This is a genomic window from Dyadobacter alkalitolerans DSM 23607 (genome assembly GCF_000428845.1).
Classification (GTDB): Bacteria; Bacteroidota; Bacteroidia; order Cytophagales; family Spirosomataceae; genus Dyadobacter; species Dyadobacter alkalitolerans.
This window is the reverse complement of sequence record NZ_AUAS01000028.1, coordinates 1-25347: the sequence shown is the minus strand read 5'-3', so window position 1 is coordinate 25347 and position 25347 is coordinate 1. Positions and strand designations below refer to the sequence as shown.

The 25347-nt window shown below is 44.8% G+C and carries 22 protein-coding genes and 1 rRNA gene; 3 read left to right on the top strand and 20 right to left on the bottom strand.

What is annotated here, in order from left to right; translation table 11 throughout:
• Together G395_RS0126070 and pruA are read right to left on the bottom strand one after the other, a co-directional pair.
• Positions 1–335 (bottom strand): 16S ribosomal RNA (locus G395_RS0126070); the annotation flags it as partial.
• A gap of 255 nt (positions 336–590) precedes the next feature.
• The gene (gene pruA, locus G395_RS0126065; RefSeq protein WP_026632714.1) at positions 591–2222 is read right to left on the bottom strand and encodes an L-glutamate gamma-semialdehyde dehydrogenase; all 1632 of its coding nucleotides are present in this window, start codon (positions 2220–2222) and stop codon (positions 591–593) included.
• Positions 2223–2379: 157 nt separating this feature from the next.
• Here pruA and thrC point away from each other — a divergent pair, with 157 nt between their 5' ends.
• Positions 2380–3687: a threonine synthase gene (gene thrC, locus G395_RS0126060; RefSeq protein ID WP_026632713.1), complete on the top strand. Its 1308-nt coding sequence runs from the start codon at positions 2380–2382 to the stop codon at positions 3685–3687.
• A gap of 130 nt (positions 3688–3817) precedes the next feature.
• Here thrC and G395_RS0126055 read toward each other — a convergent pair whose 3' ends face one another.
• The 17 genes from G395_RS0126055 to G395_RS0125975 all read right to left on the bottom strand — a co-directional run bounded on the left by G395_RS0126055 (position 3818) and on the right by G395_RS0125975 (position 23468).
• Complete coding sequence (locus G395_RS0126055) at positions 3818–5626, bottom strand: tetratricopeptide repeat protein (protein ID WP_229204300.1); 1809 nt, start codon at positions 5624–5626, stop codon at positions 3818–3820.
• Between the two features lie 439 nt (positions 5627–6065).
• Entirely contained in the window at positions 6066–7673 is a 1608-nt protein-coding gene (locus G395_RS0126050) for an Ig-like domain-containing domain (protein WP_026632711.1), read from the bottom strand.
• 78 nt (positions 7674–7751) lie between these two features.
• Positions 7752–8591: a class I SAM-dependent methyltransferase gene (locus tag G395_RS0126045; RefSeq protein ID WP_229204299.1), complete on the bottom strand. Its 840-nt coding sequence runs from the start codon at positions 8589–8591 to the stop codon at positions 7752–7754.
• A gap of 65 nt (positions 8592–8656) precedes the next feature.
• The gene (mnmG, locus tag G395_RS0126040) at positions 8657–10519 is read right to left on the bottom strand and encodes a tRNA uridine-5-carboxymethylaminomethyl(34) synthesis enzyme MnmG (RefSeq protein ID WP_026632709.1); all 1863 of its coding nucleotides are present in this window, start codon (positions 10517–10519) and stop codon (positions 8657–8659) included.
• Between the two features lie 55 nt (positions 10520–10574).
• On the bottom strand, positions 10575–10988 hold the full coding sequence (ybeY, locus tag G395_RS0126035; protein WP_026632708.1) for an rRNA maturation RNase YbeY: 414 nt from the start codon (positions 10986–10988) through the stop codon (positions 10575–10577).
• Between the two features lie 137 nt (positions 10989–11125).
• Positions 11126–14446, bottom strand: a complete 3321-nt coding sequence (locus G395_RS0126030; RefSeq protein ID WP_026632707.1) for a coiled-coil domain-containing protein — start codon at positions 14444–14446, stop codon at positions 11126–11128.
• A gap of 189 nt (positions 14447–14635) precedes the next feature.
• A complete protein-coding gene (locus G395_RS0126025) occupies positions 14636–15373 on the bottom strand; it encodes a porin family protein (RefSeq protein WP_035362124.1) in 738 nt (245 codons plus the stop codon).
• A 94-nt stretch (positions 15374–15467) separates the two neighbouring features.
• Complete coding sequence (gene trpA, locus G395_RS0126020) at positions 15468–16268, bottom strand: tryptophan synthase subunit alpha (RefSeq protein ID WP_026632705.1); 801 nt, start codon at positions 16266–16268, stop codon at positions 15468–15470.
• Positions 16265–16621, bottom strand: a complete 357-nt coding sequence (locus G395_RS0126015) for a Dabb family protein (RefSeq protein WP_026632704.1) — start codon at positions 16619–16621, stop codon at positions 16265–16267. Before G395_RS0126015 ends, trpA begins: the two co-directional genes overlap by 4 nt.
• Positions 16622–16690: 69 nt before the next feature.
• Entirely contained in the window at positions 16691–16891 is a 201-nt protein-coding gene (locus G395_RS0126010; protein WP_026632703.1) for a hypothetical protein, read from the bottom strand.
• Positions 16892–16912: 21 nt separating this feature from the next.
• The gene (trpB, locus tag G395_RS0126005) at positions 16913–18112 is read right to left on the bottom strand and encodes a tryptophan synthase subunit beta (RefSeq protein WP_026632702.1); all 1200 of its coding nucleotides are present in this window, start codon (positions 18110–18112) and stop codon (positions 16913–16915) included.
• Between the two features lie 5 nt (positions 18113–18117).
• Positions 18118–18768, bottom strand: a complete 651-nt coding sequence (locus G395_RS0126000; protein WP_026632701.1) for a phosphoribosylanthranilate isomerase — start codon at positions 18766–18768, stop codon at positions 18118–18120.
• Positions 18765–19583, bottom strand: a complete 819-nt coding sequence (gene trpC / locus G395_RS0125995) for an indole-3-glycerol phosphate synthase TrpC (protein ID WP_026632700.1) — start codon at positions 19581–19583, stop codon at positions 18765–18767. The genes G395_RS0126000 and trpC overlap by 4 nt, the downstream gene beginning before the upstream one ends.
• A 6-nt stretch (positions 19584–19589) precedes the next feature.
• On the bottom strand, positions 19590–20579 hold the full coding sequence (trpD, locus tag G395_RS0125990; protein WP_026632699.1) for an anthranilate phosphoribosyltransferase: 990 nt from the start codon (positions 20577–20579) through the stop codon (positions 19590–19592).
• 57 nt (positions 20580–20636) lie between these two features.
• Positions 20637–21203: an anthranilate synthase component II gene (locus tag G395_RS0125985; RefSeq protein WP_026632698.1), complete on the bottom strand. Its 567-nt coding sequence runs from the start codon at positions 21201–21203 to the stop codon at positions 20637–20639.
• A gap of 31 nt (positions 21204–21234) precedes the next feature.
• Entirely contained in the window at positions 21235–22650 is a 1416-nt protein-coding gene (locus G395_RS0125980) for an anthranilate synthase component I family protein (protein WP_035362118.1), read from the bottom strand.
• A gap of 284 nt (positions 22651–22934) precedes the next feature.
• On the bottom strand, positions 22935–23468 hold the full coding sequence (locus G395_RS0125975) for a CopD family protein (protein ID WP_026632696.1): 534 nt from the start codon (positions 23466–23468) through the stop codon (positions 22935–22937).
• Between the two features lie 257 nt (positions 23469–23725).
• Between G395_RS0125975 and msrA the strand changes: the two genes are divergently transcribed.
• A complete protein-coding gene (msrA, locus tag G395_RS0125970; RefSeq protein WP_229204298.1) occupies positions 23726–24319 on the top strand; it encodes a peptide-methionine (S)-S-oxide reductase MsrA in 594 nt (197 codons plus the stop codon).
• 144 nt (positions 24320–24463) lie between these two features.
• On the top strand, positions 24464–24979 hold the full coding sequence (locus G395_RS0125965; RefSeq protein ID WP_026632694.1) for a hypothetical protein: 516 nt from the start codon (positions 24464–24466) through the stop codon (positions 24977–24979).
• A 156-nt stretch (positions 24980–25135) separates the two neighbouring features.
• Here G395_RS0125965 and G395_RS30580 read toward each other — a convergent pair.
• Positions 25136–25347 (bottom strand): transposase (locus G395_RS30580; protein WP_026628752.1); only part of this gene is annotated, 212 nt, incomplete at its 5' end.

The following is a 25347-nucleotide window of genomic DNA, read 5'->3' as shown; positions in this document are numbered from 1 at the left end:
CTCCCGTAGGAGTCGGGCCCGTATCTCAGTGCCCGTGTGGGGGATCAACCTCTCAGCTCCCCTATCGATCGTCGCCTTGGTGAGCCGTTACCTGCACCAACTAGCTAATCGAACGCATGCCCATCTTCAACCAATAAATCTTTAACAATAAATATCAGGTGATATAAATGTGTTATGCGGTATTAATCCGGGTTTCCCCGGGCTATCCCCCAGTTGAAGGTAGGTTGCATACGCGTTACGCACCCGTACGACGGTGACATTGCTGCCCCCTCGCCTTGCATGTATTAAGCCTGCCGCTAGCGTTCATCCTGAGCCAGGATCAAACTCTCCATTGTAAATTTTGTTGTGATCTCTCTTCCGAAGAAGAGGACCGAATCTTCTTAAACGAGTATTTCTTACTCTTTTGGTTTATCTCATCATGTCAAAGAACAGGGCCAATCGCGCTTTCTTTTCTTCTTTTCTCTTTCGCCGTTTGCGATTGGGATTGCAAAGGTAGAAAAAGATTTTAGGGTTGCAATATCACTTCAAAAAAAAACTTCAAAAAACTGAAAGTTCTTCGACCCTTTAAACAAATCAACAAAATTATACAATTATAGACCTCCTAAGAAGGGATATTTGTAATCAAGTGGGGAAACTAGTGTTTCTTTTATTGCCCGAGGTGAGACCCAACGAAGCAGGTTTAAAACAGATCCAGCCTTATCATTTGTGCCGGAAGCTCTCGCCCCACCAAATGGTTGCTGTCCTACAACAGCGCCAGTTGGCTTATCATTGATATAGAAGTTTCCTGCGGCATTGACCAAATGCTCAGAAGCATACTGAATAGCATATCTGTCAGTTGCGAAGATGGCACCGGTTAATGCATAGGGTGAAGTGCTGTCGATGATCGGGATGATTTTTTCGAACTCATTTTCATCATATACATATACAGTAAGGACTGGGCCAAAGATTTCCTCGCAAACCGTTACATAATCCGTTTTGTGAGCCCTTATAATAGTTGGCTGAACAAAATACCCCTTGCTCTTGTCAAAGTTGCCGCCTGCGACAACTTCGACGTCATTGTCTTCTTTGGCCCTTGCTATATATCCGGTGATTTTATCAAAAGCCCGTTCATCTATAACGGCATTTACGAAATTGGAAAAATCCTCAACCCCTCCCATTTTAATCTCCTGCAAATCAGCAAGCATTAGTTTTTTGACTTCCTCCCACAAATTAGAGGGAATGTAAGCGCGGGAAGCAGCTGAACATTTCTGTCCTTGATATTCAAATGCACCTCTGATCAGACCTGTCGCCAGTGCCTTCGGATCGGCTGACTTGTGGGCCAGGACAAAGTCCTTACCACCGGTTTCTCCAACAATCCTTGGAAACGTCTTATAAGAAGCGATATTTTCACCTATTGTCTTCCATATAGTCTGGAATACTTTCGTGCTTCCTGTGAAGTGAATTCCAGCGAAATCCGGATTTTTGAATATAATATCCCCAGCGACTGGGCCGTCCGCAAGCACCATATTAATCACGCCATCTGGCAAACCTGCTTCTTTGAACACTTTCATGATTACATTGGCCGAATAAACCTGTGTAAATGCTGGCTTCCAGATCACAACATTACCCATTAATGCAGGTGCCGCAGGCAGGTTTCCAGCAATCGCCGTAAAGTTGAAAGGTGTGATTGCAAATACAAATCCTTCCAAAGGACGATATTCCATCCGGTTCCAAACGCCATCAGACGATATGGGTTGCTGGCTGTAGATGTCCCGCATAAAGTTGACATTAAGCCGCAGGAAGTCAATGATTTCACAGGCTGAATCAATCTCCGCCTGATAGGCATTTTTGGACTGCCCTAACATGGTGGCTGCATTGATCTCTGCACGATAAGGACCAGCTATCAGATCCGCCGCTTTTAAGAAAATAGCTGCACGCTGTTCCCAGTTAAGCACAGCCCAACTCTTCCTGGCTTCAAGTGCGGCGTCAATGGCAAGCTTAACATCCTCTGCGGTTCCTTCGTGAAAATGGCCCAGCAAATGCTGATGATCGTGCGGTGGCGATATGGGGCGCTTATTTTGAGAGTATATCTCCTGGTTGCCTATGTATTGCGGAATATCAATGGTTTTTGCTCTCGCTTCTTCCAGGGCTTTTGTCAACAGTTCCCTTTCAGGGCTGCCCGGTGCGTAATTTTTTACAGGCTCATTCCGCACTGCGGGAACATTAAAAATACCTATAGACATATTTATAGTTCGTTAATTATTACGGATCAATTTATAAAACACAGCCTTTGCCCGACAAATTCACTGATCAATTTCAAAGTCATAAAAAATTTGTAGAACATTCCTGCCCGCTTTTTACTTAAATTTGAATTCTAAAGTTTGCACAATAGTTACTGAAATGATATTCTATAGTACAAAAACAGCCAGTATAAAGGCCTCGGCGGAAGAAGCCATCTTCAACAGCCTGCCTGCCGATAACGGGCTATACATGCCGGAATCTATCCCACAGCTTTCGCCTGATTTCATCGCAAACATTGAAAATACAACATTCAATGAGATCGCCATCGAGATAACGCATACGCTATTCGGAGACGAAATTACAAGAAGCGAAATTGAAACCATCATTCATAAAGCTTATGATTTCGACGCGCCGGTTCTGCAGATCAATGAGCAGGACTACGTTTTAGAGCTTTTTCACGGGCCTTCTATGGCATTTAAAGACTTCGGAGCACGGTTTATGGCCGCTATCATGTCCCATTATCTGCTACGCTCCAAAAAGCAAATAAACATTCTGGTTGCTACTTCGGGAGACACAGGCGGTGCGGTTGCTCAGGGTTTTTATAAAATTCCGGGCATTTCCGTTACAATTCTTTATCCGAGCGGTAAAGTGAGCGACATTCAGGAAAAACAGCTTACTACATTAGGCCATAATGTAACGGCAATTGAAATCGATGGCACATTTGATGATTGTCAAAAATTGGTCAAAGAAGCTTTCCTGGATCCTGAGCTGAATGCGAAATTTAATCTAGCATCTGCCAATTCCATCAACATCGCGCGCCTTATCCCCCAGTCCTTTTATTATTTCTCGGCTTATGCACAGTTGAAAAAGCTGGGTAAGCCTGTCGTTTTCTCTGTGCCAAGCGGAAACGTTGGAAACTTGAGTGCCGGGCTGCTGGCTTACAAAATGGGCTTGCCGGTCGAACATTTCATTGCAGCCACTAATCTTAACAATGCCGTGCCGCGTTATCTGGAGAGCGGAGCTTACGAACCGAGACCTTCCATCGAAACAGTGTCCAATGCCATGGACGTCGGTAACCCCAGCAATTTTGTAAGACTGCAAAGATTTTTTGAAGATGACTGGACATTGGTAACTGAAAAAATTACCGGATTTTATTTTGACGACGAGCAGACTAAAACTGCGATGCGTGAAGTTTTTGAAAAATCAGAATATGTCATCTGTCCGCACACCGCGGTTGCTTACAAGGGTCTTCAGGAATATCACAAGCTGAACACTTCAGATTTTACCGGCGTTTTTCTTTCAACAGCTCATCCGGCCAAATTTATCGACCTGGTGGAAGAAACTTTGGAAAAATCGATTGAAATTCCGGAAAGGCTCGAATTATTGCTATCCATTGAAAAAGTGGCTACGAAAATGGAAGTATCGTTTTTAGACTTCAAAAACTTATTAATGAGCACATTAAGTTAAAAATAGCGTTAAATCAACCGCGCGAGGTTTAGATATAGGCATTCAATCGCATCTGAGTCCGCATATACTGAAACCAAAAGAGGCAGAAATCATCAAGATTCCGCCTCTTTTAGTTTTGCACAAGTATTTTTTAATTTATCACATCTCCCCTTAAAAGTCGGAAACGTTTTCTTGACTCGGCGACGAAAATGCTTCCCGGATATTTTTCCATCAATTCCTGATAGAGCTTCATGGCAAGATCCTTGTCTTTTAATTTTTCCTGATAAAGTTTTGCGGATGCAAACAACGCATCGTCACCATAAATGTCATGGCCATATTTCGTCGTCAGCACTTTTAGGTTTTCCATCGCCTGCTGGTTGCTGTCGAGCTTCATGTATGTTTCCGAGGTAAGCCAAAGGATCTCGTCTGCCAGGCTATGATTTTGATATTTGGTATAAAGCTGTTTCAATGTGTCCAGCGCTTCGTACTTTTTATTTTGGAACAACAGCAGCTCCACAGACGAGTATTGCTTCATTGCCGCTTCCGTGCTATCCAGTCCGGTATTGTCCATAATGAGCAGCGACAGTTCGTTGGCATCATTCGCAATTTCCCGGGAAGTTGCTTTTTTCAAAATGTCCAGCACAGCCTTGGCCAGCTCAAACTCACCTTTATAATAATGCAGCTTCGCATTTCTCAACTTCGCTTCATAACCCAACAAGTCATCCTTCTGCGATTTCTCAACTTGTGAGTACACCAATGTCGCTTCCCAGGGTTCGCCTTGCAAAAGGTAAATATCGCCGAGGTCAAGCTTGCATTTGTCTACAAAGTTTTTCTCTGTTTTACCTGCATCGATAGCGGTGTTCAGTATTTCAATTGCCTTTTTGAAATCATCCATATAAAAGGCATTCAGGATCGCCATGTTCCGGAGTGCTTCCACGGTCCGCACATTCACCCCGAGTTCATCCACCAATTGCTGATACTGTCCAAGGAGCTTTTGCACCTCGCTGCGCTTGATTGGATAAGTATTTTTCACCTGCTCCTCGCGCGCAAAAATGGCCATTCTGCGGGCAACCGGATAAAGTTGACCTTTGGGATATTCCTTTACCAAATGGTCGAAGATGGTGCCGGCATTATTATAATCAACATTCTGAAGAGCCAGCATGCCTAGGTTGTATAGCCTTGACCCATTATGTTTAAAGCGTTTATCAAGCGAGCGCTCTTGTATGAATGCTTTGTAAAAATCCTTCTTCTGGATCTGATACCAGATGAGTAATTCATTGTAAAAACCTTCGGCAGGGAATTTCTGGATCTTATCATATAGCACTTTTTCCAATAATGCCTGCTCCTTTTCATCTTTCGTAAAGTCCTGCAGCATGTTTTGGACAACCTCTATATTCTGGTAACGCATGCCGTAAGACAACAGCTCATCGATCATTTGTTCCGGCGCGTTGAGATCGCGGTAAACACTGGCTAATTCCAGCTGAAAAATGTCAGTTCGCTTCGCAACTTCCCTGGCTTCTATCAATATTTGCTTCGCATATTCAGGTTTATTCATAGCCCTGAACTCTTCCGACAAATCGCGTTTAAGCTCAATCCTGGTGCCGGATGCAGCAATGCTCTGCTCAACTCTTTTTGCAGCTTCCTGGGCCTTCCCCTGGCCTTCCAGCATGACGCTCCAGTATAACTGATACCAGCTCGCATTAGGCGCATCGCTTTTGATCTGTTTCTTGAAAAATTGCTCGCCGTCGCCCCATGTCTTGGTCTTTATGATGCAGTTCGTGAAGTTCTTCAGCGCATTCTTTTCAAATGTTGTTTTCAAAAAGCTTGCGTAGTATGTAAGCGCTTTCGGACAATCATTATTCTTAAAATACTCCTCGGCCATCTCCTTCTCCGACTGCCCCACCGCGGCCGCCCCGGAAAGAAGTAATCCCATCAATACCCAACTCGAAACCTTTTTCATAATAGATAAAAAAAATTTTTCTTTAGTTATTATCACTTACTATGTCTGTGGATAAGGGGATAATTAGTTTATCCACTGTAGATTAACATAGTTATCCACAGATTGTGAATAACTAAAGGAGTTTATCCACTTAAGCTTTTAGAATTACCAACATTTAACTTGCTGAATTACAAGTTATGAAATTATCTGTTCACACTTCAGTGTTGGTAACGTAGCGGTCGGAGGGTTTTGTCTTATCCACATTAACTAAAGTGTATCAACGCGGTGTTAACTTCATTTTAGATTACATTTACCCACACAAGCAGGCGAATCGATTTTTTATCCACAGTTATTAACGCTTATCCACACAATTGTTAACAATTTCAACCCGTTTACCAACAAAATTTACGGGTTATTCACATAGTTATCCACACTTAGTGCATAAGAAATTGAGAAAATTTCACTTTGGAAGCGTGGCATTGATGTCATTTAATTCAAAATTAGCCTTCAAAAGAATTTTATCGGGGAGATAGTAGATGGTTTCGGGCTGCTTGTCCTTATCGAGCTCTCCTGTGTCCCAGCGCCTGTTACGGTTGGCATCCAGTGTCACCCGAATGTAGTATTTGCCCTGCGGGATATTAATGAAGGTGTATGGCGTAGTGTATTGCGTTTCTATCAGTTTATATTGCTCGTCGACGAGCTCAATAATGTAGCGCATGGCCGTGTCTGCATTGACGATGGCCCCTCTAATCTGCCCATAATTTTCTTCCTTCAAAACCGGATGCTTAATAAGCGTTTTGGGCAATGTATCGCCTTCAACACTCAGCATACTGCCCTTTGGGAAGTCCCACTTGATGGTGTCTTTTGCAAATGATTTTGCGTCGATGGTTAATGTAGTACGCGTCGGATCCCAGCGATATTTGAATGCGCTGAGCGGCTCGTGCGTGAGACTGTCCGTAATAAGTGTAATGTTCTTATCATCCAGGAACTGGATGGGCTTATTGAGATTAAGGGTGTAAGTAAATGTATTGATAAGCGCCTTATTCCCGTCCGGTTTTGTCGTCATATTTAATGGATCCCGCTGCCGCTCCTTCCCTCTCTGTGCTTGAAATGCGATCTTTTGTTCAAAATCAGTTACTGTTCCGAGTGAGTCTGTAACGGTTAGCTTTACTAATGTAGAATCCGGATGCGGCTGCACATTGAAAAACTTTATCGCTGCTCCATTTTCGAGCATGTAGGGCAAAGTGTCATTGTTCATGAATTTCACATCCACTTTTTCAATTGACTTACTGAAAACAACTGCATAATTATTAACACGGGGAATGGTCCGCTGGATTTTGAGCACAGTGTTATCAGAGAGGAACATATTGATGTGATAGGAAGCAGAATCCGATCCGGCCGTTACCGGTTTGCTCAAAAACCCCATGCGCTCGTCTTTTGCGTTGTAAAGCATGTTGCGGTTTTTGTCGTCGATCGCGATCAGTTTGTAATCTCTCGTCTGAATATTCTCAATGGAAAAGACGCCGCTGCTGTCTGTGCGGGAGAAGTAATAAGGTTTTTGTTTGGCGATGTTAAGCGTGTCGCTGAGGTTATAGAGACCAACCAGGGCATCAAAAATCGGCTTGTTGGTCTTTATATCTTTCAATGTCCCGTAAACACGTCCGGAATCAAGCGTATTGCCTGTGCTGAATACGAGTTTCAAGTTTTTTGCCGGATTTTTTTCTGCAAAATCCCGTATTGCGTCCCCAAAATTCAATGTATAGGTCGTGCTGTCTTTGAATTCATTTTTAAAACTCAATGAAACAGACATGCCATTCTGCTTGTACGAATACGGATTATCTGCTTCGGGTGTAATGATCAATTTCTGATTAATGTTGTCTACGACTACATATTCATCGAAAAAAACCTCAATTTTTTTTCCTTTAAAATTCAGCGTCTTGTTCGGCGGATTGCTTTCCAGTAGCGTAGGCGGGATGGAATCTTTTTTTCCACCCGTTGGCGAAACCTGCTGGGCACAGCGACCAAAAATGATGAGGCATATGATGGCAATGGCAATGGTTCTGATCATTGATTTTGTAAAGTTAAAAGGCCCGCAATACAGATAACGCGTATTGAGGGCCCATTCGGATTTTGTCAGGATTACTGATTATTTTTTTGAAACAATGTATATAAGGCTCGATGTATTGAGATGGTCTTTGTCTTTCGCCCGCCCTTTCAAATTGGACAAAAGTCCCGTTTTCACGCTATCAAAATAGTTAATGCTTCCACCACTGTATTTCGAGCTCAACATTCCAACATAAAACGAATCAAACCACATTGGCAGAATGCTTTTGACCTCCAAATTATGCTTTTGAAGGAGCGTTTTCATCGTGCCTTTGGTGAAATGATACAAATGCCTCGGAACGTCATAAGCAGCCCAAAAACGACCGTATTTTGCAGCGTCAAATGATTGCGGATTGGGTACGGCGATCAGGATCTTGCCGCTCGGCTTTAAATGCTTGTACAGCCAGTCAATCGTTTCATTCAGCAAATGAACGTGTTCCAAAACGTGCCACATTGTAATGACATCGAATGTTTCAGAATTGAGTTCATCGGCGTAAATGGATTCAAAGATTGAAGCCCCAGCCCGCTTCTGTGCCAATGTTCTTGCACCAGGATCCGGCTCGGTTCCTGAAATTTTCCAGCCGTCCTTCGAGGCCGCGGTTAGAAAAACACCCGTCCCGCAACCCACATCCAATATGCTTCCTTTCGATCCGGAAAGGCTATTGATCAGCTCCACTTTTTGCTTGATCGTGCGGTTTCTTACGGCTGTATAAGCCTGCGAAATCAGATTCGTTTTGTTTTCATCGTGGTGCGAAATGTAATCGTCGGATTGATAATAGGCGCCGATTTCTGCTTCCGAAGGCCTCGGATTGGTAAACAGGAAATAACAATTGTTGCATTGCTGGATTGTAAATTCCTTATGGGACACAGTGTAATCTTCCACATTCAAATAATTATTGAAGCTGGACTTGTCACATACGGGGCAATTCTGAAGCGTTTCTAATGGCATTATCGTCCTATGAATAGCATTAATACTGAAATGTCGGAAGGGCTCACGCCGCTAATCCTGGAAGCTTGTCCTATGGTGGAAGGACGCGTCCTTTTCAATTTTTCGCGACCCTCAAATGACAGCGAAGTGACAACATCATAGTTGAAATTATCAATGATGCTTAAATCTTCCAGGCGGTTCATTTTCTCGACCAGCAACATTTCCTTCTCGATATAGCTGTCATATTTGAGATTTATTTCTGCCTGATGAATGGAATCTTTTCCAAATTTTTCGAGCATAGTCTCCACAACAGGACTGGCTTCCGTCAACTGATCAATCGAAATTTGTGGTCTTTTCAAAAGCTGCGCTAGGGAGATTTTTTCACGCAACGGCGCGGTGCCGATGGCAGCGAGCGTTGGATTGATTTCTTCCGGCGTCAGTTTTGTACCAGAGAATGCGGCAATAATTTCAGCGACTTCGGCTTTTTTCTTAGCCACATTATCGAGCCGGTCCTGACTGGCTAAACCAAGCTTATAACCTTTTTCCGTAAGCCGAATATCCGCATTATCCTGACGCAGCAATGTGCGATACTCAGCACGTGACGTAAACATCCGGTAAGGTTCTTCCGTCCCTTTGTTGATCAAGTCATCAATCAATACACCAATGTATGCTTCCGATCTTTTTAGTACGAATGGTTCGAGCTCGTGCACATTTTGGTGCGCATTGATGCCCGCCATTAGTCCCTGACAAGCTGCTTCTTCATAACCCGTCGTCCCGTTGATCTGGCCGGCGAAGAAAAGATTCTGGATCAAATGTGTTTCTAATGTCGATTTCAATTGGGTCGGCGGGAAATAATCGTATTCGATCGCGTAACCGGGACGGAACATTTTAGCATTCTCAAAGCCCGGAATTTTCCGGAGCGCTGCATACTGCACGTCTTCGGGCAGAGAGGTCGAGAAGCCATTCACGTAAACCTCCACCGTGTCCCACCCTTCCGGCTCTACGAAAATCTGGTGACGATCTTTATCGGCAAAGCGGTTGATCTTGTCTTCAACAGAAGGACAGTAACGCGGGCCAATCCCCTTAATCCTTCCCGAGAACATTGGCGATTTTTCAAAACCCGTTCTGAGAATTTCATGCACTTCGGAATTGGTGTAAGTAATCCAGCAGCTGCGTTGCTTGGCAAGCGGCTTGGTGTCCGAGTAAGAAAACTTAGATGGATTTTCGTCTCCGGGTTGCTCTTCCATTTTGGAATAGTCGAGCGAGCGTCCGTCTACCCGTGGAGGCGTTCCGGTTTTCATGCGTCCCGCTTCAAAGCCCAATGTTACCAGTTGCTCAGTAATGCCGGTTGCTGCTTTTTCGCCGGTCCGGCCCCCGCCGAAGTTTTTCTCACCAATGTGAATGAGTCCGTTCAGGAATGTGCCGTTGGTAAGCACCACAGATTTGGAATGAATTTCAATGCCCAGACTGGTTTTCACGCCGCAAGCCTTTCCATCCTTAATGATGATTTCTTTCGCAGTGTCCTGCCAGAAGTCAACATTCGGATTTTGTTCCAAAACACTCCGCCATTCCGTCGCAAACATCGCCCGATCGCTCTGGCATCTTGGGCTCCACATGGCAGGGCCTTTTGACAAATTCAGCATCCGGAATTGGATCATGGTCTTATCGCTAATGATCCCCGACTGTCCGCCAAGCGCGTCGATCTCCCGAACGATCTGCCCTTTCGCTACGCCACCCATTGCAGGGTTGCATGACATTTGGGCAATGGTATGCATATTCATTGTGATCAGCAAAACAGAGGAGCCCATCGTTGCCGCAGCCGCAGCTGCTTCACAACCGGCATGGCCTGCTCCTACCACGATCACATCATATTCTTGAAACATAATTCTTTTACTTATTAAACCACTTTAATTAAAGTGTTCCACGTGGAAATGTTAACTAGAAGAGCAGAAGATACTGATCTTCTTTGGCCCGCATGGCCGCTTTCAGCTTTTCGTCCGTATCATCGTAACCCATTAAATGCAGCAATCCGTGTATTAGAACGCGGCGCATTTCTGTTTCAAAATCGGCGTGAAACGTCGCTGCATTTTCTCGAACCCGATCGACGCTGATATAAATATCTCCCTCGATCACATTCTCTTCCTCACTATTGTCAAACGTAATAATGTCCGTAAAATAGTCGTGATCAAGATATTGTTTATTGATTTCCAGGAGATAATCGTCGTTACAAAAAATATAGTTCAAATCAGCTATCTCATAACCCTCTGATATTGAGGTGTTTTTGATCCATTTTTTTGTTTTTAACGGGCGTAACAGGTCGAAATCGACGTTTTCGGTGAAGAAATTAAGCATACCAGGCGATAAAATATTACAAACATACTAAACTATCCGGTTAAGATCAGTTTAGCCGGTGACCACGCCTCTAACAACTTGCTTAAAAAGTGTTAAAACGCGGTCATCAGAATGTTCACAACAAAATGCCTTTATAATCAGTTCTTAGCCTGATACTTGCGGAAGTAAGTATCCACTTCCCGCTTGTAGAATGGCGAGAATGTAGGTGGGATGGTTCTCAGCAATTCGGTTTGCTTCTCCTTCTCCCGGATGTACTTTTCAAATGCCGCAGGTGGTTGTCTTGGCAATTGTTTCGCAGTTTGGGCTTTGCGCTGCTCGTCTTCGTCCTGCTCTTTCATCGCCTTTTCAGATTCGAGCAAGCGCGTCGTGATTTCCTGGTTGCGCTTAATAAGCTCCGGTGTAATGCGTTTGTTCACCAGGTCCGTTTCGGTCTCGTCCATTTTCTCGGCGATCTCCTGTAACTCCTTGCTCATTTGTTTGCCCACCTCCGTGCCTTTCTGCGACTCCATCAGGTCCTGAATCATCTTGCGGATCATCGCCTGCTCAGCCGCCATTCTGGCCAGCTTCTCGGAATTATTTCCTTGCCCCTCCTTCCCTTCTCCAAGCTTTTTCATTTCACCGTTGAGCTTTTCCTGCATTTCACCCATGCCTTTTTGCTCACCTTTCTGCTTTCCTTTTTTGCCCTTGCCGCTTCCCGGCATCGCCATGGCCATTTGCTGCTGCATCTGGTTAAAGACATCGCTTAGCATTAGGGCAAGGTTATTCATCGACGTCATCGCGAATTGCTGCTTCGCAGTCGCCTGATTGATCTGGCGGTCCTTGATGCTCTTTACGCTCTCGTCCATGTAAGACTTCATATCATTGAGCTCACGCGTAATGAACGACTGGATCTGGATCACGCGGTTCGCAAGCGCATAAAGACTGTCCTCAACGATTTTTGCATCATCTTTCAGTTTCAGTTGCTGCTGCCCCAGTTTGATAAACCGGGGGTCCTGCAAGCTCACGCCGCGGAAATCTTTCATCAATGTCTCCTGATCGAAGGATAATGTGATCAGATTTTCTAAAATGTCGCGCAATGCGTCCAGATTCTCCTGCATCTGCTCCATTTCAGCCGCCTCCATGGATTCCTCCATCGACTGCGACATTTGTTTCATTGATTTAGCAGCCTTTTTCTGCGATTCTGAGGCTTTTCCGTTTTGCTGCTTGTCAAGTTGCTTCTTACCCTCTTCCATTTGCTCAGAAGCATTCTTTTGCTCCTCTTTCTGCGTGTCCACCGGTTGCTCCAGATCTTCACTCATTTTCTCGACTTCCTTGGAATCTTCCTTCGCCTTTTCAAACTCTTCCTGGATCTTCTCCTGCTCCTTTTTCAGTTCCTCGTTCTTGCCTTTTTTATCGTCTGCATTTTTATTCTTGTCATTTTCCTGGCTTTTATCCGCTAGCTGGTCCTCCTTATTGGCCAGATCATCCAGCTTTTCGACCAGATTTTCCATTTTTTGTTCCAACTGCATTTGCTTGAAAAGCTTCATCGTCCGTTCGAGCTCTTTTTCAAGGTTATTCTCCTTGTTTTTGAGCTTTTCCATCATGCTCGACATGCGGTCGCTTTGTTTTTGTTCCAGCAATTTTTTTAATTCCTGGTAAAGCTTTTCCGTGTCTTTATCCATGAGCTCGTTCATGAGCTTTTGCAGCTGGTCGAGCTTGCTTTGAAGTTCCGGGCTTTGCTGGTTGAACTGCTTCGATTTTTCATTCGCATTCTGATTTTTTTCCTGCAAAGCCTGCAACTCTTTCATCAGTTCCTCGCGCTTTTTAAGCACTTCCTCAATCTGCTTTTGCTCTTTAAAATCGAGTTCTTTGTTGCTTTTCAGCTTGTTATCGAGGTTATTCAAATCTTTTTGCAAACTCTGCGCCTTTTTCATGGCCGACTGCATTTGATCCTCCGTCTCTTTCTCTGATTTTTTAATTTCCGCTTCCAGCTGATCTTTGGAAGGAACTGTAAACTGAATTGCCCTTGATTTGGCGCTTTTTGGACCGTTCACGCCATCATTGTCCCACACCTGGGCATAATACTCGATCTTATCGCCGGGAGCAAGTTTGAGGCTGTCTACATACCATTGAAAGTAAAAGCTCTGCGTATTCACTGTTTTGTTAAAGGGCACGGGAATGCCTTTGGCCGGCGACGCCTCTTTCTGATCCGCTCTTTTCACAGAATAGAACATTTTTAGCTGCGAGAAGCCATAATCATCGCTGATCGAGCCACCTAGCACCAGATAATTATAAAGCGTTGTATCCTGGAAATTTTCGAGGTTCATAACCGGAAATTTGTCCGGAACCACATTGATGAAATAACCGATTTTATCCAAATTCGTCGTCTCATCATTTTGCAGATTCACCTGATACTGCGAAGAGCGTTTCACCGTCTTTTTGATTTCAAAATGCTCCCCATCACTCCCTTTCGCCCTATATAATGCAGAATCATCCTCAAATTTGATCGCCAGCGATTTGGTCGAGGAAGTGTTGAAATTCCACTCAACCGTCGTTCCCTCCGGCACGGAGAGATTGCCGACATTATTCAGTCCTTCTGCTGGCTTGTTCAGATAAGCCGGATAACGCAGGTTTACGTCAAAAGAAAGCAAAGAGGGCCGCTCGGCAACATTAACGCGATATTCCTCGGAAGTAAATCCCGCCGCGTCGAAAGAGAATTTGACGTCTCTTTGCAGGTTTTTGAATGTGTACGAATAAGTCTGGTTGCCATCATTATTGAGCTTAAACCGAGAGCCGTTCTGAACCAGGTAAGCAGCTGTGGGCAATGCTTCGCCTTTTAGTTTCAGTTTTAGTGTAAAATCCTCATTTCTATATGCTTTCAGATTTTTGTCTTCCAAAATAAATGAAAACGGCGCGTAAGTGTAATTCTTCTGAAAATGAATGATTCGCTCAGAGCTGGAAGTGAAAAATGAGGGGTTAAAAAGCAAGATTGCCGCAATGGCTGCAAGCGGATAAATCGCATATTTAATGCGCTTTTTATTTTCATTAAAACGGATGGCATCAGAAAACTTAACAATCAGCAGCTGCCCCGATTTTTGCCGGATACTCGCCTCGATCAGGTCCGACTGCGTGCCTGTTAGGCCCCTTAATTGCAATGTATTAACCAGCTTATCACCGATTTCTGGAAAATATTCACCGATTTGTAATGCAGCCTGCTCATCCGAAATAGGCTTTTTGAGCCCCGAAAGGTGGATAATGGGCTGGATGACCCATTGGAAAAATGAAAAAACGAGCACAGCCAAAAATCCGAAGAACAACATTCCCCGGACCCCTGAGCTGAAACGCCCGAAATATTCGATTGTATTAAAGAAAAGAAAAACCGTCAGCAGCAGCCCGGCTGAGAAAATAATGCCCTTAAGAAGCTGATTTTGATAGTATTTCTGACGGTATTCCTGGATGCGGAGCAAAAGGCCTTCCATTGCCGGCGTAAATGCAGCCATATATGAGTCGCGTTATATCTGTTTGGAAATTTATAACGTATGCCGGAATCAAAAATTACGATCCGCTTTGCTACGCATAAAACAAACTAATATAGCGAATTATATGGAATTCCATCGTTTAAAATGAATTTTCCTCAGGCATTTTAGTGCATTCTGCGATGGTGAATTTTAAAGCGTCAGCAAAACGCCGACCGAAGCATAGTTGATCCAGTTGAAATTGTAAACTTCATCTGTGTCTGCACCGCCTTCCACGACCCGATAACCTGCCTTAATGCCGAATTTCGGATTGATCTGGTAAGCCAAACCTGCAAAAACATCCTCTGCCCTACCCTGCTTGGCCGCCAATGCATCTCCTTCCAGGATTACAGACCAGCGGTAAGAAGGCTTGTAAGATGCATAAAAGTTCACCAGCGGGACAAAGCCAATATTGTCGAAATGGGTGTCATGTGATTCGTTTTTGAAGCGCACATCAGCATCCCGGATCTTCGCGGTAAGTCCCACTCCCACACGCCATCTTGTTTTAGCGACAATGTCGTAGCGATAAGTAAGCCGGTAAGAGTTGAATTTGTAAAAAACCTGCAAAGGCTGGCCGCTTCGGTAAGTCAGGCCATTGAAATTAACGTCTCTTCCGAAAGCACCATTGTATTTCACAGACAATGGCGCATATAATGCGCTGATATTATGCCGCTTACCAAAAGTGTAAGTGCCTCTGATCCTGTAAAAAATCTTTGGATCAATGCTCAGATCCTCCGCCAGGTTCACCTCTGTGCCGCCCACATTTGGAATGCGGACCTTGTTATAATTTGTTCCGAACACAACACCACTTTCGACATCCAGCTTAAACTGGGCAAACAGCGGCGAGGAACAAAGCAGTAAAAAAACGATAATAATGTTTCGAGATCCCATATCCACACCTTTAAAAAAAAACAAACAACCCGATATGAGTTGTTTGTACAAAAGTGGTGCCTGAGGCAACAATGTCGATATAGGCCGTCTGAAACTATGCTTCGATCGTTTCCGGGTAATTTTTTACGCTTCTTACAAAGGATTTAATGTCCTGTTCCAAGTCATTGCTCTCCTGCAAAACACGGATGAATGCGCTTCCAATGATAGCACCAGCCGCATAATCCGAAGCTTTTTTGAATGTCTCATGGTCTTTGATCCCAAATCCGATCAGGCGCGGGTTACGCAGCTGCATCGCATTCAGGCGCTCAAAATACGACTCCATATCCTCGCTTACACCCGATTTCGAGCCTGTAACGCTGGCGGAGGAAACGGTGTAAATGAAGCCTTCGCTCACTTCGTCAATCTGGCGAATGCGTTTTTCGGATGTTTGCGGGGTTACCAAAAAGATATTCAGAATGCCGTAAGCGTCGAAAATGGCTTTGTATTCATTCAAATACACATCCATAGGCATATCGGGCAAGATTAAGCCGTCTACGCCCACCTCTGCGCATTTTTTACAAAATTCTTCAATGCCAAACTGCAAAACCGGGTTCACATAGCCCATCAGCAACACAGGTAGCGAAATCGTCTCGCGCATATCCTGCAATTGTTCGAAGAGCATCTTCACCGTCATGCCGTTTTCCAGTGCCCGGTCATTGCTTTTTTGAATGGTCTCGCCATCCGCAACGGGGTCAGAATAAGGCATTCCGATCTCCACAAGATCGGCGCCGCCGTCCTGCAAGGCCCGTAAAACGCGCATGGTGTCATTGCGTTCGGGGAAGCCGGCCGTGAAATATACATTCAGCAATCCGCCGCCGCTTTGGGCGCCGCTAAAAAGGTTTGTTATGCGGTTCATTCCTGTGTCCAGTAGTCGATCACCAAAACCTTGTCCAAATACGGCCCAAGGACTTTTCCAAATGCTTTGTGGTCAGGATGAGGCAGATATACTTCGCGGGCAGCTTCATTCTCGAATGTTACGAAAAATGCGTGCGTGAAGCCTTGCGCCAATCCTTCCGGGCTGTTATTCGTGCCCCATTCCAGACTTTTGATCTCCTTGATCTTTGAAGGCAATGCTCTGAAAGCATCTTCCACTTCTTTCACCTGCGCAGGCGTCGCTGAATCTTTGAATTTGAATAAAACGACGTGACGGAGCATTTTTTTCGGTGGGTTTTGAGGTGAAGCAGAAGCCATAGCGCCGAAAAGAAGCATCCCGGCCATCAATAGTAATTTGAAATTCATAGTTGGATAAAAGGTTGAACTGTAAGGAATTGATTGTTACTATGCGGAGCAATTCAGGCATTCGCCCTCATCGCTGAATTTCAGTCTGTCAAACTCACCAAGCTTTTCTTTGAGTTCGAGAATCTCGTCTTCCAGGTCGCACCTTTCGAAAAGCGAAAGCTCGCCGGAGTTTACTTTTCCTTCCAGCTCCTGAATTTTGAGCCTCAGATCAAAAACCTCGGGTAAGGTCAGTGTTGCCATTGTAATGTGTTTATGAGTAAATTAATCGATGTATTTCATGTAAGTCGCCATGTCCTTATCGCCGCGACCGGAAAGGTTCAGGATCACATTCTCGTTCTCAGAAGCGCCTAGCTGACCCAGAATTGCCAAGGCATGTGAAGATTCCAAAGCCGGGATAATACCCTCAAAACGAGTCAGTTCAAATGCTGCCTGCACGGCTTCTTCATCTGTTGCCGACATGAAAATCCCTCTTCCGCTGTCATACAAATAAGCATGCTGAGGACCAATCCCCGGATAATCCAGACCGGCTGAAATCGAGAATGGCTCCACAACCTGTCCATCTTCAGTTTGCATGAGTATCGTGCGGCTTCCGTGCAAAACGCCTGGTTTTCCCAAAGCCGTCGTCGCCGCAGAATGTCCCGAAGTAAGTCCTTTACCAGCAGCTTCCACCGCCACCAGTTTCACACTTTCATCGTCCAGGAAGTGATAAAAAGCACCCGCAGCATTGCTCCCGCCGCCCACGCAAGCCACCACATAATCAGGTGTTTCCTTGCCGGTTTGCTCTTTCAACTGCCATCTCATCTCCTCCGAAATAATGGCCTGAAAACGCGCCACCATATCCGGATAAGGATGCGGGCCCACCACAGAGCCAATGATGTAATGCGTGTCCACAGGGTTATTAATCCAATGGCGCATCGCCTCGTTCGTAGCATCTTTCAATGTGCGTGATCCGCAGGTTGCGGGCCTTACTTCGGCGCCGAGCATCTTCATGCGCGCCACATTAGGCGCCTGACGCTCAATGTCCAGCTCGCCCATGTACACAATACATTCAATGTCCATCAGCGCGCATACAGTCGCCGTAGCAACACCGTGCTGGCCTGCACCGGTTTCGGCAACCACGCGTTTTTTACCCAATCGCTTCGCCATCAGGATCTGCCCGATGGTGTTGTTCACCTTATGAGCGCCTGTGTGGCAAAGATCTTCTCGTTTAAGGAAGATGTTGGTTTTATATTTTTCCGAAAGCCTGTTGGCCCGGTAAAGCGGCGTAGGACGTCCCACGTAATTGCGCAGGAGATCATTATATTCTTTTTGAAAAGAAGGCTCTGCAATGATGCTGAGATAATTTTCACGCAGTTCTTCCACGTTTGGATACAGCATTTCGGGAATGAATGCACCTCCAAAACTGCCGTAGTAACCGCGGCCGTCCACTTGATATGACTTCTTTTCTGCTATTGCTTCCATAGTTTCTAAGCTTCCGCCTCTTCTTTCTCTTTTACACGAACTAAACTGAACAGTTCTTCCAACTTGGCAATGTCCTTCACGCCTGGCTCCGTTTCAAACTGACTGTTAACATCAATTCCGTAGATAGGAAGCGTTTTGGATAACTCTATAATGTCTTCAATGTTGTCCAGCCCAATGCCCCCGCTGAGGAGAAAAGGCTTTTCATTATCGTATTTTTTCAAAATTTTCCAGTCAAACGGCACACCGTTACCGCCTGGGTTATCGCCTTTGGTATCAAACAAAAACAGGTCACAGAACGACTTGTAATTGTTCAGCATCGCAAAGTTAAAAGACGCATCAATGCTGAATGCTTTGATCACATTAACCCCTTTCTGACGAATGCTGCGACAAATGTCGGGCATTTCGTTGCCGTGAAGCTGTGCGTATTGCAGGTCGTATTTCTTAACCATTGCCAGGATATGGCCCGGGCTGGCGTTTACAAACACGCCTACTTTCTTGATATTATTGGGAATGCTTTTGATAAATTCTTCATCCAACTCTTCGCCGACAAAACGGGGTGATTTTTCATAAAAAATAAACCCGATGAAGTTAGGCTGTAATGCCACCACTTTTTCAATGTTGTCTTGCTGGCGCAGTCCGCAAACTTTTATTTTCATAGAACCAAAGGATTTAAATTGCTATGTTGAGTTAAGTCATTTTGCAAATCCGCCAGTGCGGTTCCGGGATTTACAGTCTTCATAAATGTTTCACCAATTAAGAAACCCTTGTAGCCGTGACCATATAATTTCAAAATAGTCGCAGCATCTTTCAGGCCGCTTTCTGATATTTTAACAAAAGAATCGGGAATCTGTTCACTTAGCGCGATCGAAGTTTCAATGGAGGTTTCAAAAGTTTTAAGATTTCTATTGTTAACCCCCACTATATCAATATCTTCACCCAGCGTTGCGGCCAGTTCCTCAGCATTATGCACCTCCAACAAAACTTCCAGCCCCAATTCATGCGCTTTCTTACTTAACGAAACCACTTCAGCCGGGGTAAGGCAGGCGGCGATGAGCAAGATCACATCCGCGCCGATCGCTTTTGCTTCGTAAAGCTGATATTCGTCGATTACGAAATCCTTCCGAAGCATCGGAATAGTGTGGTTGGCACGACGTGCGCTGAGGAAATCGGTAAAAGAGCCTCCAAAGAAGTCAATATCCGTTAACACAGACAGCGCGACCGCGCCTGCATTCACGTAGTCAAAGGTCACAATTTCCGGAGCAACCCGATCATTAATGACTCCTTTGGAAGGCGATTTTCGTTTAAACTCCGCTATAATTTTGGGAGATGAAGCATTCCGTAATGCCGCCGAGAGGGAAACCGTTTTGCGTGCAAACAAATCCTCTTTTTCCAGGTCGGAAACAGACTTATTTTGCTTAGCGTCAATGACTTCTTCTCTTTTACGAGCAACAATTTTATCTAGTATGTTCATCTGAAATTAGTCTTCTATCAATTTTTTAAAACTTCTGAGCGCCTTTTTGCTTTCCAGGGATTCCCGCGCCGTTTCCACCGCATCCGGCAATGTCAACGCAGGATTTGCGCAATGCAGTGCCAATGCAGCATTTGCCAGCACAGCCTGTTTTTGGGAAAACGTAGCTGTATCGTTCAATACATCCATGAAAATTTTGGCGGATTCCTCGACTGTTTTTCCTCCCGAAAGGTCCTCTGCGCGCAAGGTTTGTAACCCCAGATGCGAGGGATTCAGAACTTGTTCCGTTTGAGCGGTGATCATTTTAAAAGCACCTGTCAATGACACTTCGTCGTAACCGTCTAATGCGTGAAGAACCAGAAATTGCTTATCAGTCTGTTGGTAAAGATAAGCAAAAAGCCGCGCTAATTCAAGACTAAACACGCCTACAAGCTGTTTTCTGGGGGAAACCGGGTTCACCATCGGGCCCAGCATATTGAAGAAAGTTTTCACGCCCAGCTCCCGCCGGATCGGCGCTACATTCTTCATCGACGGATGGAAAAGCGGTGCATGCAGGAAGCAAACGCCCGCCTCATTGATCTTGCGTTCGAGCACATCCTTATCATTCGTAAACTTGGCGCCCAGATATTCCAGCACCGTGGACGAGCCGCAAAGCGAAGAAACGCCGTGGTTCCCATGCTTGGCCACATGCTGGCCCGCGCCTGCGACCACAAAACAGGATAATGTTGAAATGTTGAATGTGTCCTTTCCGTCCCCGCCCGTTCCGCAAACGTCGATAGGATCGTAAGCCGAAAGATCAACGGCCAGGCATAATTCCAGCATGGCGTCGCGGAAGCCTTCGAGCTCCTCCACCGTAATGCTCCGCATGGCATAAATGGTCAGGAAGGAGGCGATTTCGGAATTGGAATATTTGCCTGTGCTAATGCCAATGAGGACGTCTTTGGATAACTCTTTACTTAAAACCTTATATTCAAAAAGATGGCTAAGAATCTGCTTCATGATATTGCTAAGCGTAATGAAAGAATGTTTTTACTGTTAAGAAATTGAATTTGTTTCCTAAATCTTCAACCAGTTTTCCAACATTTCTTTGCCGTGCTCCGTCAGCACCGATTCGGGGTGAAATTGCAGGCCTTTTACATCATATTTCTTGTGCGAAAGTCCCATAACCCGGCCCTTTTCGTCCAGCGCCGTGATCGTCAGATCTTCCGTAAATGTTTCCGGAATGACAGTCCAGGAGTGATAACGGCCGACTTTGATCTCTTGCGGAAGTCCCTGGAAAATGCGTTCCGAAGGATCTGTTACAATGGCTGTATCACTGATGCCGTGCAGCACGTCGGTCATGTTTTCGAGCGTGGCGCCATAAACTTCACCGATGCCCTGGTGTCCCAGACAAATGCCCAGAATGCTCTTGCTAGGTCCATATTCGCGGATCAGCTCGTGCATTATGCCCGCTTCCGAGGGAATGCCCGGGCCTGGGGAAAGGAGGATTTTGTCGTAATTCCCAACCTCTTCCAGTGCGATTTTATCATTGCGGACAATGTCCACCTGGTCGTTCAGCTCGCGGAGAATGTAAACGAGATTGTAAGTGAAAGAGTCGTAATTATCAAGTACTAAGATTTTCATTATTTCCTGTATTTGAGGATTTACCAATGATTTAAATTTCTCCTGCAAAGTCAATCGCCTTTCTCAAAGCGGCCAGCTTGCTGTTAATCTCCTGCAATTCGCTCTCCACATTCGACTTCGCCACAACGCCCATCCCAGCCCTGAAAAACAGTGTGTTATTCTTGCTAAGGAACGTCCTGATCGCAATGGCGTGGTTGAAATCCCCATTGAAATCCATAAACCCGATCGCGCCGCCGTAAATGCTCCGGTTGCTCGTTTCCATCTGGTCGATGAGCTTCATCGCATTGTGCTTGGGCGCGCCCGAGAGCGTTCCCGCGGGGAATGTGTCCGCCACTAGCTGCAAAGGATTTACGCCCTCATTCATCTTTCCTACGACTTTGGAAACCAAATGGATTACGTGCGAATAATACTGGACTTCTTTATAATTAGTTACTTTCACCGCATCGCAGCTTCTGCTGAGGTCGTTTCTTGCCAGATCAACAAGCATTACGTGCTCCGCAGTTTCCTTAGGGTCATTCAATAATGCCTGCGCCGCCTCGGCATCCGCCTGATCATCGCCCGTTCTGCGGAATGTGCCTGCTATCGGATGAATTTCAGCTTGTCCGTTTTTGATAAAAATCTGTTTCTCAGGAGAAGAACCGAAGATCTTGTAACTGCCGTAATCGAAATAAAATAAATAAGGCGAAGGATTAATAGAGCGTAAAGCGCGGTAAACATTGAATTCATCGCCCTGGAAATCGCGGCTGAAACGGCGGGAAGGCACGATCTGGAACACGTCGCCGCGTAGGCAATGATCGATTCCCTTCTGGATTACGCCACGCATTTCATCGTCTGTCACATTAGAGGTTTCTTCGGAAGCAATCTGGAAGCCGTATTTAGGAAAATTGCGGTTTTTGATCAAAATTTCAATCTGCTCAATGCCGCTTTCCTGCTCGCCGTCGCCATATTGATGTTCAAAAATGTAAAGCTCATTTTTGAAATGGTTAATGGCGATCACATAGCGGTAAACCTGGTAAAATATCTGGTCTATCTCTGTTTCCGGACTCGCTGGCTGAATCGTAATGTCTTCAAAATAACTCACTGCATCGTAAGTCATATGTCCGAAAAGTCCATTGGAAATAAATGGAAAACCGCTTTTTTCCGATTTGAAACTTTGCGCAAATGCATATAATGTCTGCACGGCATCTCTCGGATTTTTCAGCGTGATATTTTGCTGCTGCCCGTCCGGAAATTGCTGCGTAACCACATTTTGATTCAGTTTGAAAGAAGCAACCGGATCGCAGCAGATGTAAGTAAATGAGTTTTCATTGCCGTGATAGTCAGAGCTTTCCAGCAAAATGGTGTTGACGAAACGATCTCTTAATTTTAAATAAATAGAAACCGGTGTTAATGTGTCCGCCAATAATTTTTTGTGACGGGTCGTGATCTGAAAGGTAGGATTTGACATTTCTTTAATCTTAAATTTTTTGAAAATGGCACAAAAAAAACGGCTCGCTGTCAGATGAACAGCGAGCCGTTTGTAAAGTATATTTTTATTTATACCAAAGCAATAGCTACTCGTCCATCTTGTTAAGACGTGCACGCCACCACCAAATAGTATTCAAATAGTTTTTCATATCTCGGTTTGACAAGTCATGCGACATTTCATGCGACATTGTCATTGGCAAATATAGAATAAAATAAATATGATTTAATTTATTTGAAAAAAAATAATTGCAATGTTTCATTCAGTTACTTCTCGCGTATCCGCTTCACGATCCGGACGGCTGTCATCATCAGAACCGCAAAAATAACCAGCCCCAGCACGCCCCAGAGCCAATCGACCGTATTTTTCAAAACCACCAGGAAAACAATGGAGAAAAGAAAGATGGTCGCAATCTCATTGAAAAGCCGCAGCTGAAATGACGAAAACCGGAATATTCCGCGACGCAGTTCCAGCAGGATCTTCCGCGTATAAAAATGATAAGCCAGCAAACCCGCCACAAAAACCAATTTCAGCTGCATCCAGTCCTGATCCAGCCAGGAGGGTGTAATGTATAGCATTATGGACCCGAAAATGATGGTTAGCCAGCAAGCAGGCGTCATAATGGCATTCCAGAGCAACTTTTCCATCTTGCTAAATTGCGCAAAAAGAACGTGCCGCTCGGCTTCTGTTTTGTCCCGGGCCTCGGTGTGGTAAACAAACAGCCTGGGCATATAAAACAATCCGGCAAACCAGGAGACCACGAAAATGATATGCAGTGCCTTAAAATGAAGATAAGTCATGGTTATGTAGTAATCACGGTGCGGGCAGGCCGCAGCAGCACTCTGCCCCGGGCAAACAGCCGATCTTTTTGGATTCAAATTTCGTAAATAATGTGCGAATCCGCCGGATAAACTTTCTTGGAACGCGATTCGTTTACCAAATAGCAATAATACAATTCAACAACATGAGGACTACGATCCCAATTTTCACGTTCCTGTTTTTGTGTTGCATGGTGGTGATATCATGCGCACAGTCGGATAAAAAACAAAAAAAGCAGATGAGTAGCGAAGCGTCTTTGGCAGCATTGGACGAAAATAATGTTGATATGGCAAACACCGAAATCGCCACTTTCGGAACCGGATGTTTTTGGTGTACTGAGGCTGTTTTAGAATCTTTGGACGGCGTTAAGAAAGTTGTTTCAGGCTATGCAGGCGGAACTGTCGCTAATCCTAGCTACAAGGAGGTTTGCACAGGCACAACCGGCCACGCAGAATGTGTGGAGGTCGTATATGATCCAAAAGTAATCTCCTATGCGGAACTTTTAGAGGCATTTTTCCGCAGTCATGACCCAACATCCCTCAATAAACAAGGAAATGATATTGGAACACAGTATCGCTCGGTTATTTTTTATCACAATGAGGAGCAAAAGAAGCTGGCTGAGCAGGCGAAGGTTGAGCTGGACAAATCGGGCGCTTATTCAAAGCCAATCGTAACGGAGATTACCAAAGCTTCGAAGTTTTATATTGCTGAGGATTACCACCAAAATTACTTTGCAAACAATCCGGATCAGGGTTATTGCGCGTTTGTAATCGCACCTAAGCTGGACAAATTCAAAAAGGTTTTTAAGGACAAATTGAGGAAGAACACGTAATAAAACAGGGGTGGAGTTTGGACTTCACCCCTTTTGTTTTGGGGACTGCCCCGAATAATAACTACGATGGCACAAGTTTTGAAGCATTGAAATAAAGGCTTTAATTTGTGCCATTATTTTTTACACAAAAACTAATCTATTACGATGAAAAAGATTCTATTAATGTTGTTAATTGTGACAGCTTTGGGAACAACCTCGCAAAATGCTTTCGCTCAATATGAAAAAGGAGATAAGATCTTAAATTTAGGAATAGGTGGCGGTGGCTACGGATTTTATGGCGGCGGCGGATTTGCTGTTGGCGGATCATTCGAAGTTGGAGTCCACGAGTTTATTAGTGTTGGTGCCCAGGCGGATATAAGATTTTATGACTATGGATATCGTCTTGGCCCATCAAGCAATTATGTAGCAGTTCCTATTGCAGCAAGAGGTTCTTATCATTATGGAAAGCACTTCTTGACAATTGACAAGCTTGACCTGTATGCAGGACCTGCCTTGGGTTTCAATATTGATGGGAATGAGTATTACACAAATTCAGCAGTCGTTGTTGGAGTTTTTGCTGGTGCACGCTACTACTTTAAGCCAGCAATGGGGGTTTTTCTTGAATTCGCAGGTGGAACTAACATGATTCCTGCCAAAGCGGGCATTGCTCTAAAATTCTAAGCAGAACGAAATATTATAATAAAAAATGAGGGTGTCTCATTTCAAAATGGGGCACCCTCTTTCGTTTCTGGTTTTTGTAACTGAGAATTAAGATTCAAAATCCGCCGTTAAAAGCTAGCTTACTGGATTTGCCAGGTAGGCGCGTAAACAGCCCTCCTAGGCCGCCCTTTTCCTGATATTCTGGGCTAGTGCGATCAATCCCCACTCTATTTCGACCTTTTGTTTGCCGCGGAGCATAAACTTGCGGAAGCCGTGGTTATGTTTAATGTTGCCAAAGACGGGTTCTACGTCATAGCACCGCTTCTTTCGTTTGACAATGCCTTCCTCACTTTTTAGCAGCTCGTCGGCTTGCTGTTTTTGCCTATCCA

Bases quoted from the DNA above. Each gene is read 5' to 3' on its own strand.
- G395_RS0125975 (WP_026632696.1), bottom strand. From the start codon at position 23,468: ATGACTTATCTTCATTTTAAGGCACTGCATATCATTTTCGTGGTCTCC.
- G395_RS0126030 (WP_026632707.1), bottom strand. From the start codon at position 14,446: ATGGAAGGCCTTTTGCTCCGCATCCAGGAATACCGTCAGAAATACTAT.
- trpA (WP_026632705.1), bottom strand. From the start codon at position 16,268: ATGAACCGCATAACAAACCTTTTTAGCGGCGCCCAAAGCGGCGGCGGA.
- mnmG (WP_026632709.1), bottom strand. From the start codon at position 10,519: ATGTTTCAAGAATATGATGTGATCGTGGTAGGAGCAGGCCATGCCGGT.
- G395_RS0126025 (WP_035362124.1), bottom strand. From the start codon at position 15,373: ATGGGATCTCGAAACATTATTATCGTTTTTTTACTGCTTTGTTCCTCG.
- trpB (WP_026632702.1), bottom strand. From the start codon at position 18,112: ATGGAAGCAATAGCAGAAAAGAAGTCATATCAAGTGGACGGCCGCGGT.
- trpC (WP_026632700.1), bottom strand. From the start codon at position 19,583: ATGAACATACTAGATAAAATTGTTGCTCGTAAAAGAGAAGAAGTCATT.
- pruA (WP_026632714.1), bottom strand. From the start codon at position 2,222: ATGTCTATAGGTATTTTTAATGTTCCCGCAGTGCGGAATGAGCCTGTA.
- trpD (WP_026632699.1), bottom strand. From the start codon at position 20,579: ATGAAGCAGATTCTTAGCCATCTTTTTGAATATAAGGTTTTAAGTAAA.
- G395_RS0126015 (WP_026632704.1), bottom strand. From the start codon at position 16,621: ATGCTTCTTTTCGGCGCTATGGCTTCTGCTTCACCTCAAAACCCACCG.
- G395_RS0125985 (WP_026632698.1), bottom strand. From the start codon at position 21,203: ATGAAAATCTTAGTACTTGATAATTACGACTCTTTCACTTACAATCTC.
- G395_RS0126050 (WP_026632711.1), bottom strand. From the start codon at position 7,673: ATGATCAGAACCATTGCCATTGCCATCATATGCCTCATCATTTTTGGT.
- msrA (WP_229204298.1), top strand. From the start codon at position 23,726: ATGAGTAGCGAAGCGTCTTTGGCAGCATTGGACGAAAATAATGTTGAT.
- thrC (WP_026632713.1), top strand. From the start codon at position 2,380: ATGATATTCTATAGTACAAAAACAGCCAGTATAAAGGCCTCGGCGGAA.
- G395_RS0125965 (WP_026632694.1), top strand. From the start codon at position 24,464: ATGAAAAAGATTCTATTAATGTTGTTAATTGTGACAGCTTTGGGAACA.
- ybeY (WP_026632708.1), bottom strand. From the start codon at position 10,988: ATGCTTAATTTCTTCACCGAAAACGTCGATTTCGACCTGTTACGCCCG.
- G395_RS0126010 (WP_026632703.1), bottom strand. From the start codon at position 16,891: ATGGCAACACTGACCTTACCCGAGGTTTTTGATCTGAGGCTCAAAATT.
- G395_RS0125980 (WP_035362118.1), bottom strand. From the start codon at position 22,650: ATGTCAAATCCTACCTTTCAGATCACGACCCGTCACAAAAAATTATTG.
- G395_RS0126000 (WP_026632701.1), bottom strand. From the start codon at position 18,768: ATGAAAATAAAAGTTTGCGGACTGCGCCAGCAAGACAACATTGAAAAA.
- G395_RS0126055 (WP_229204300.1), bottom strand. From the start codon at position 5,626: ATGAAAAAGGTTTCGAGTTGGGTATTGATGGGATTACTTCTTTCCGGG.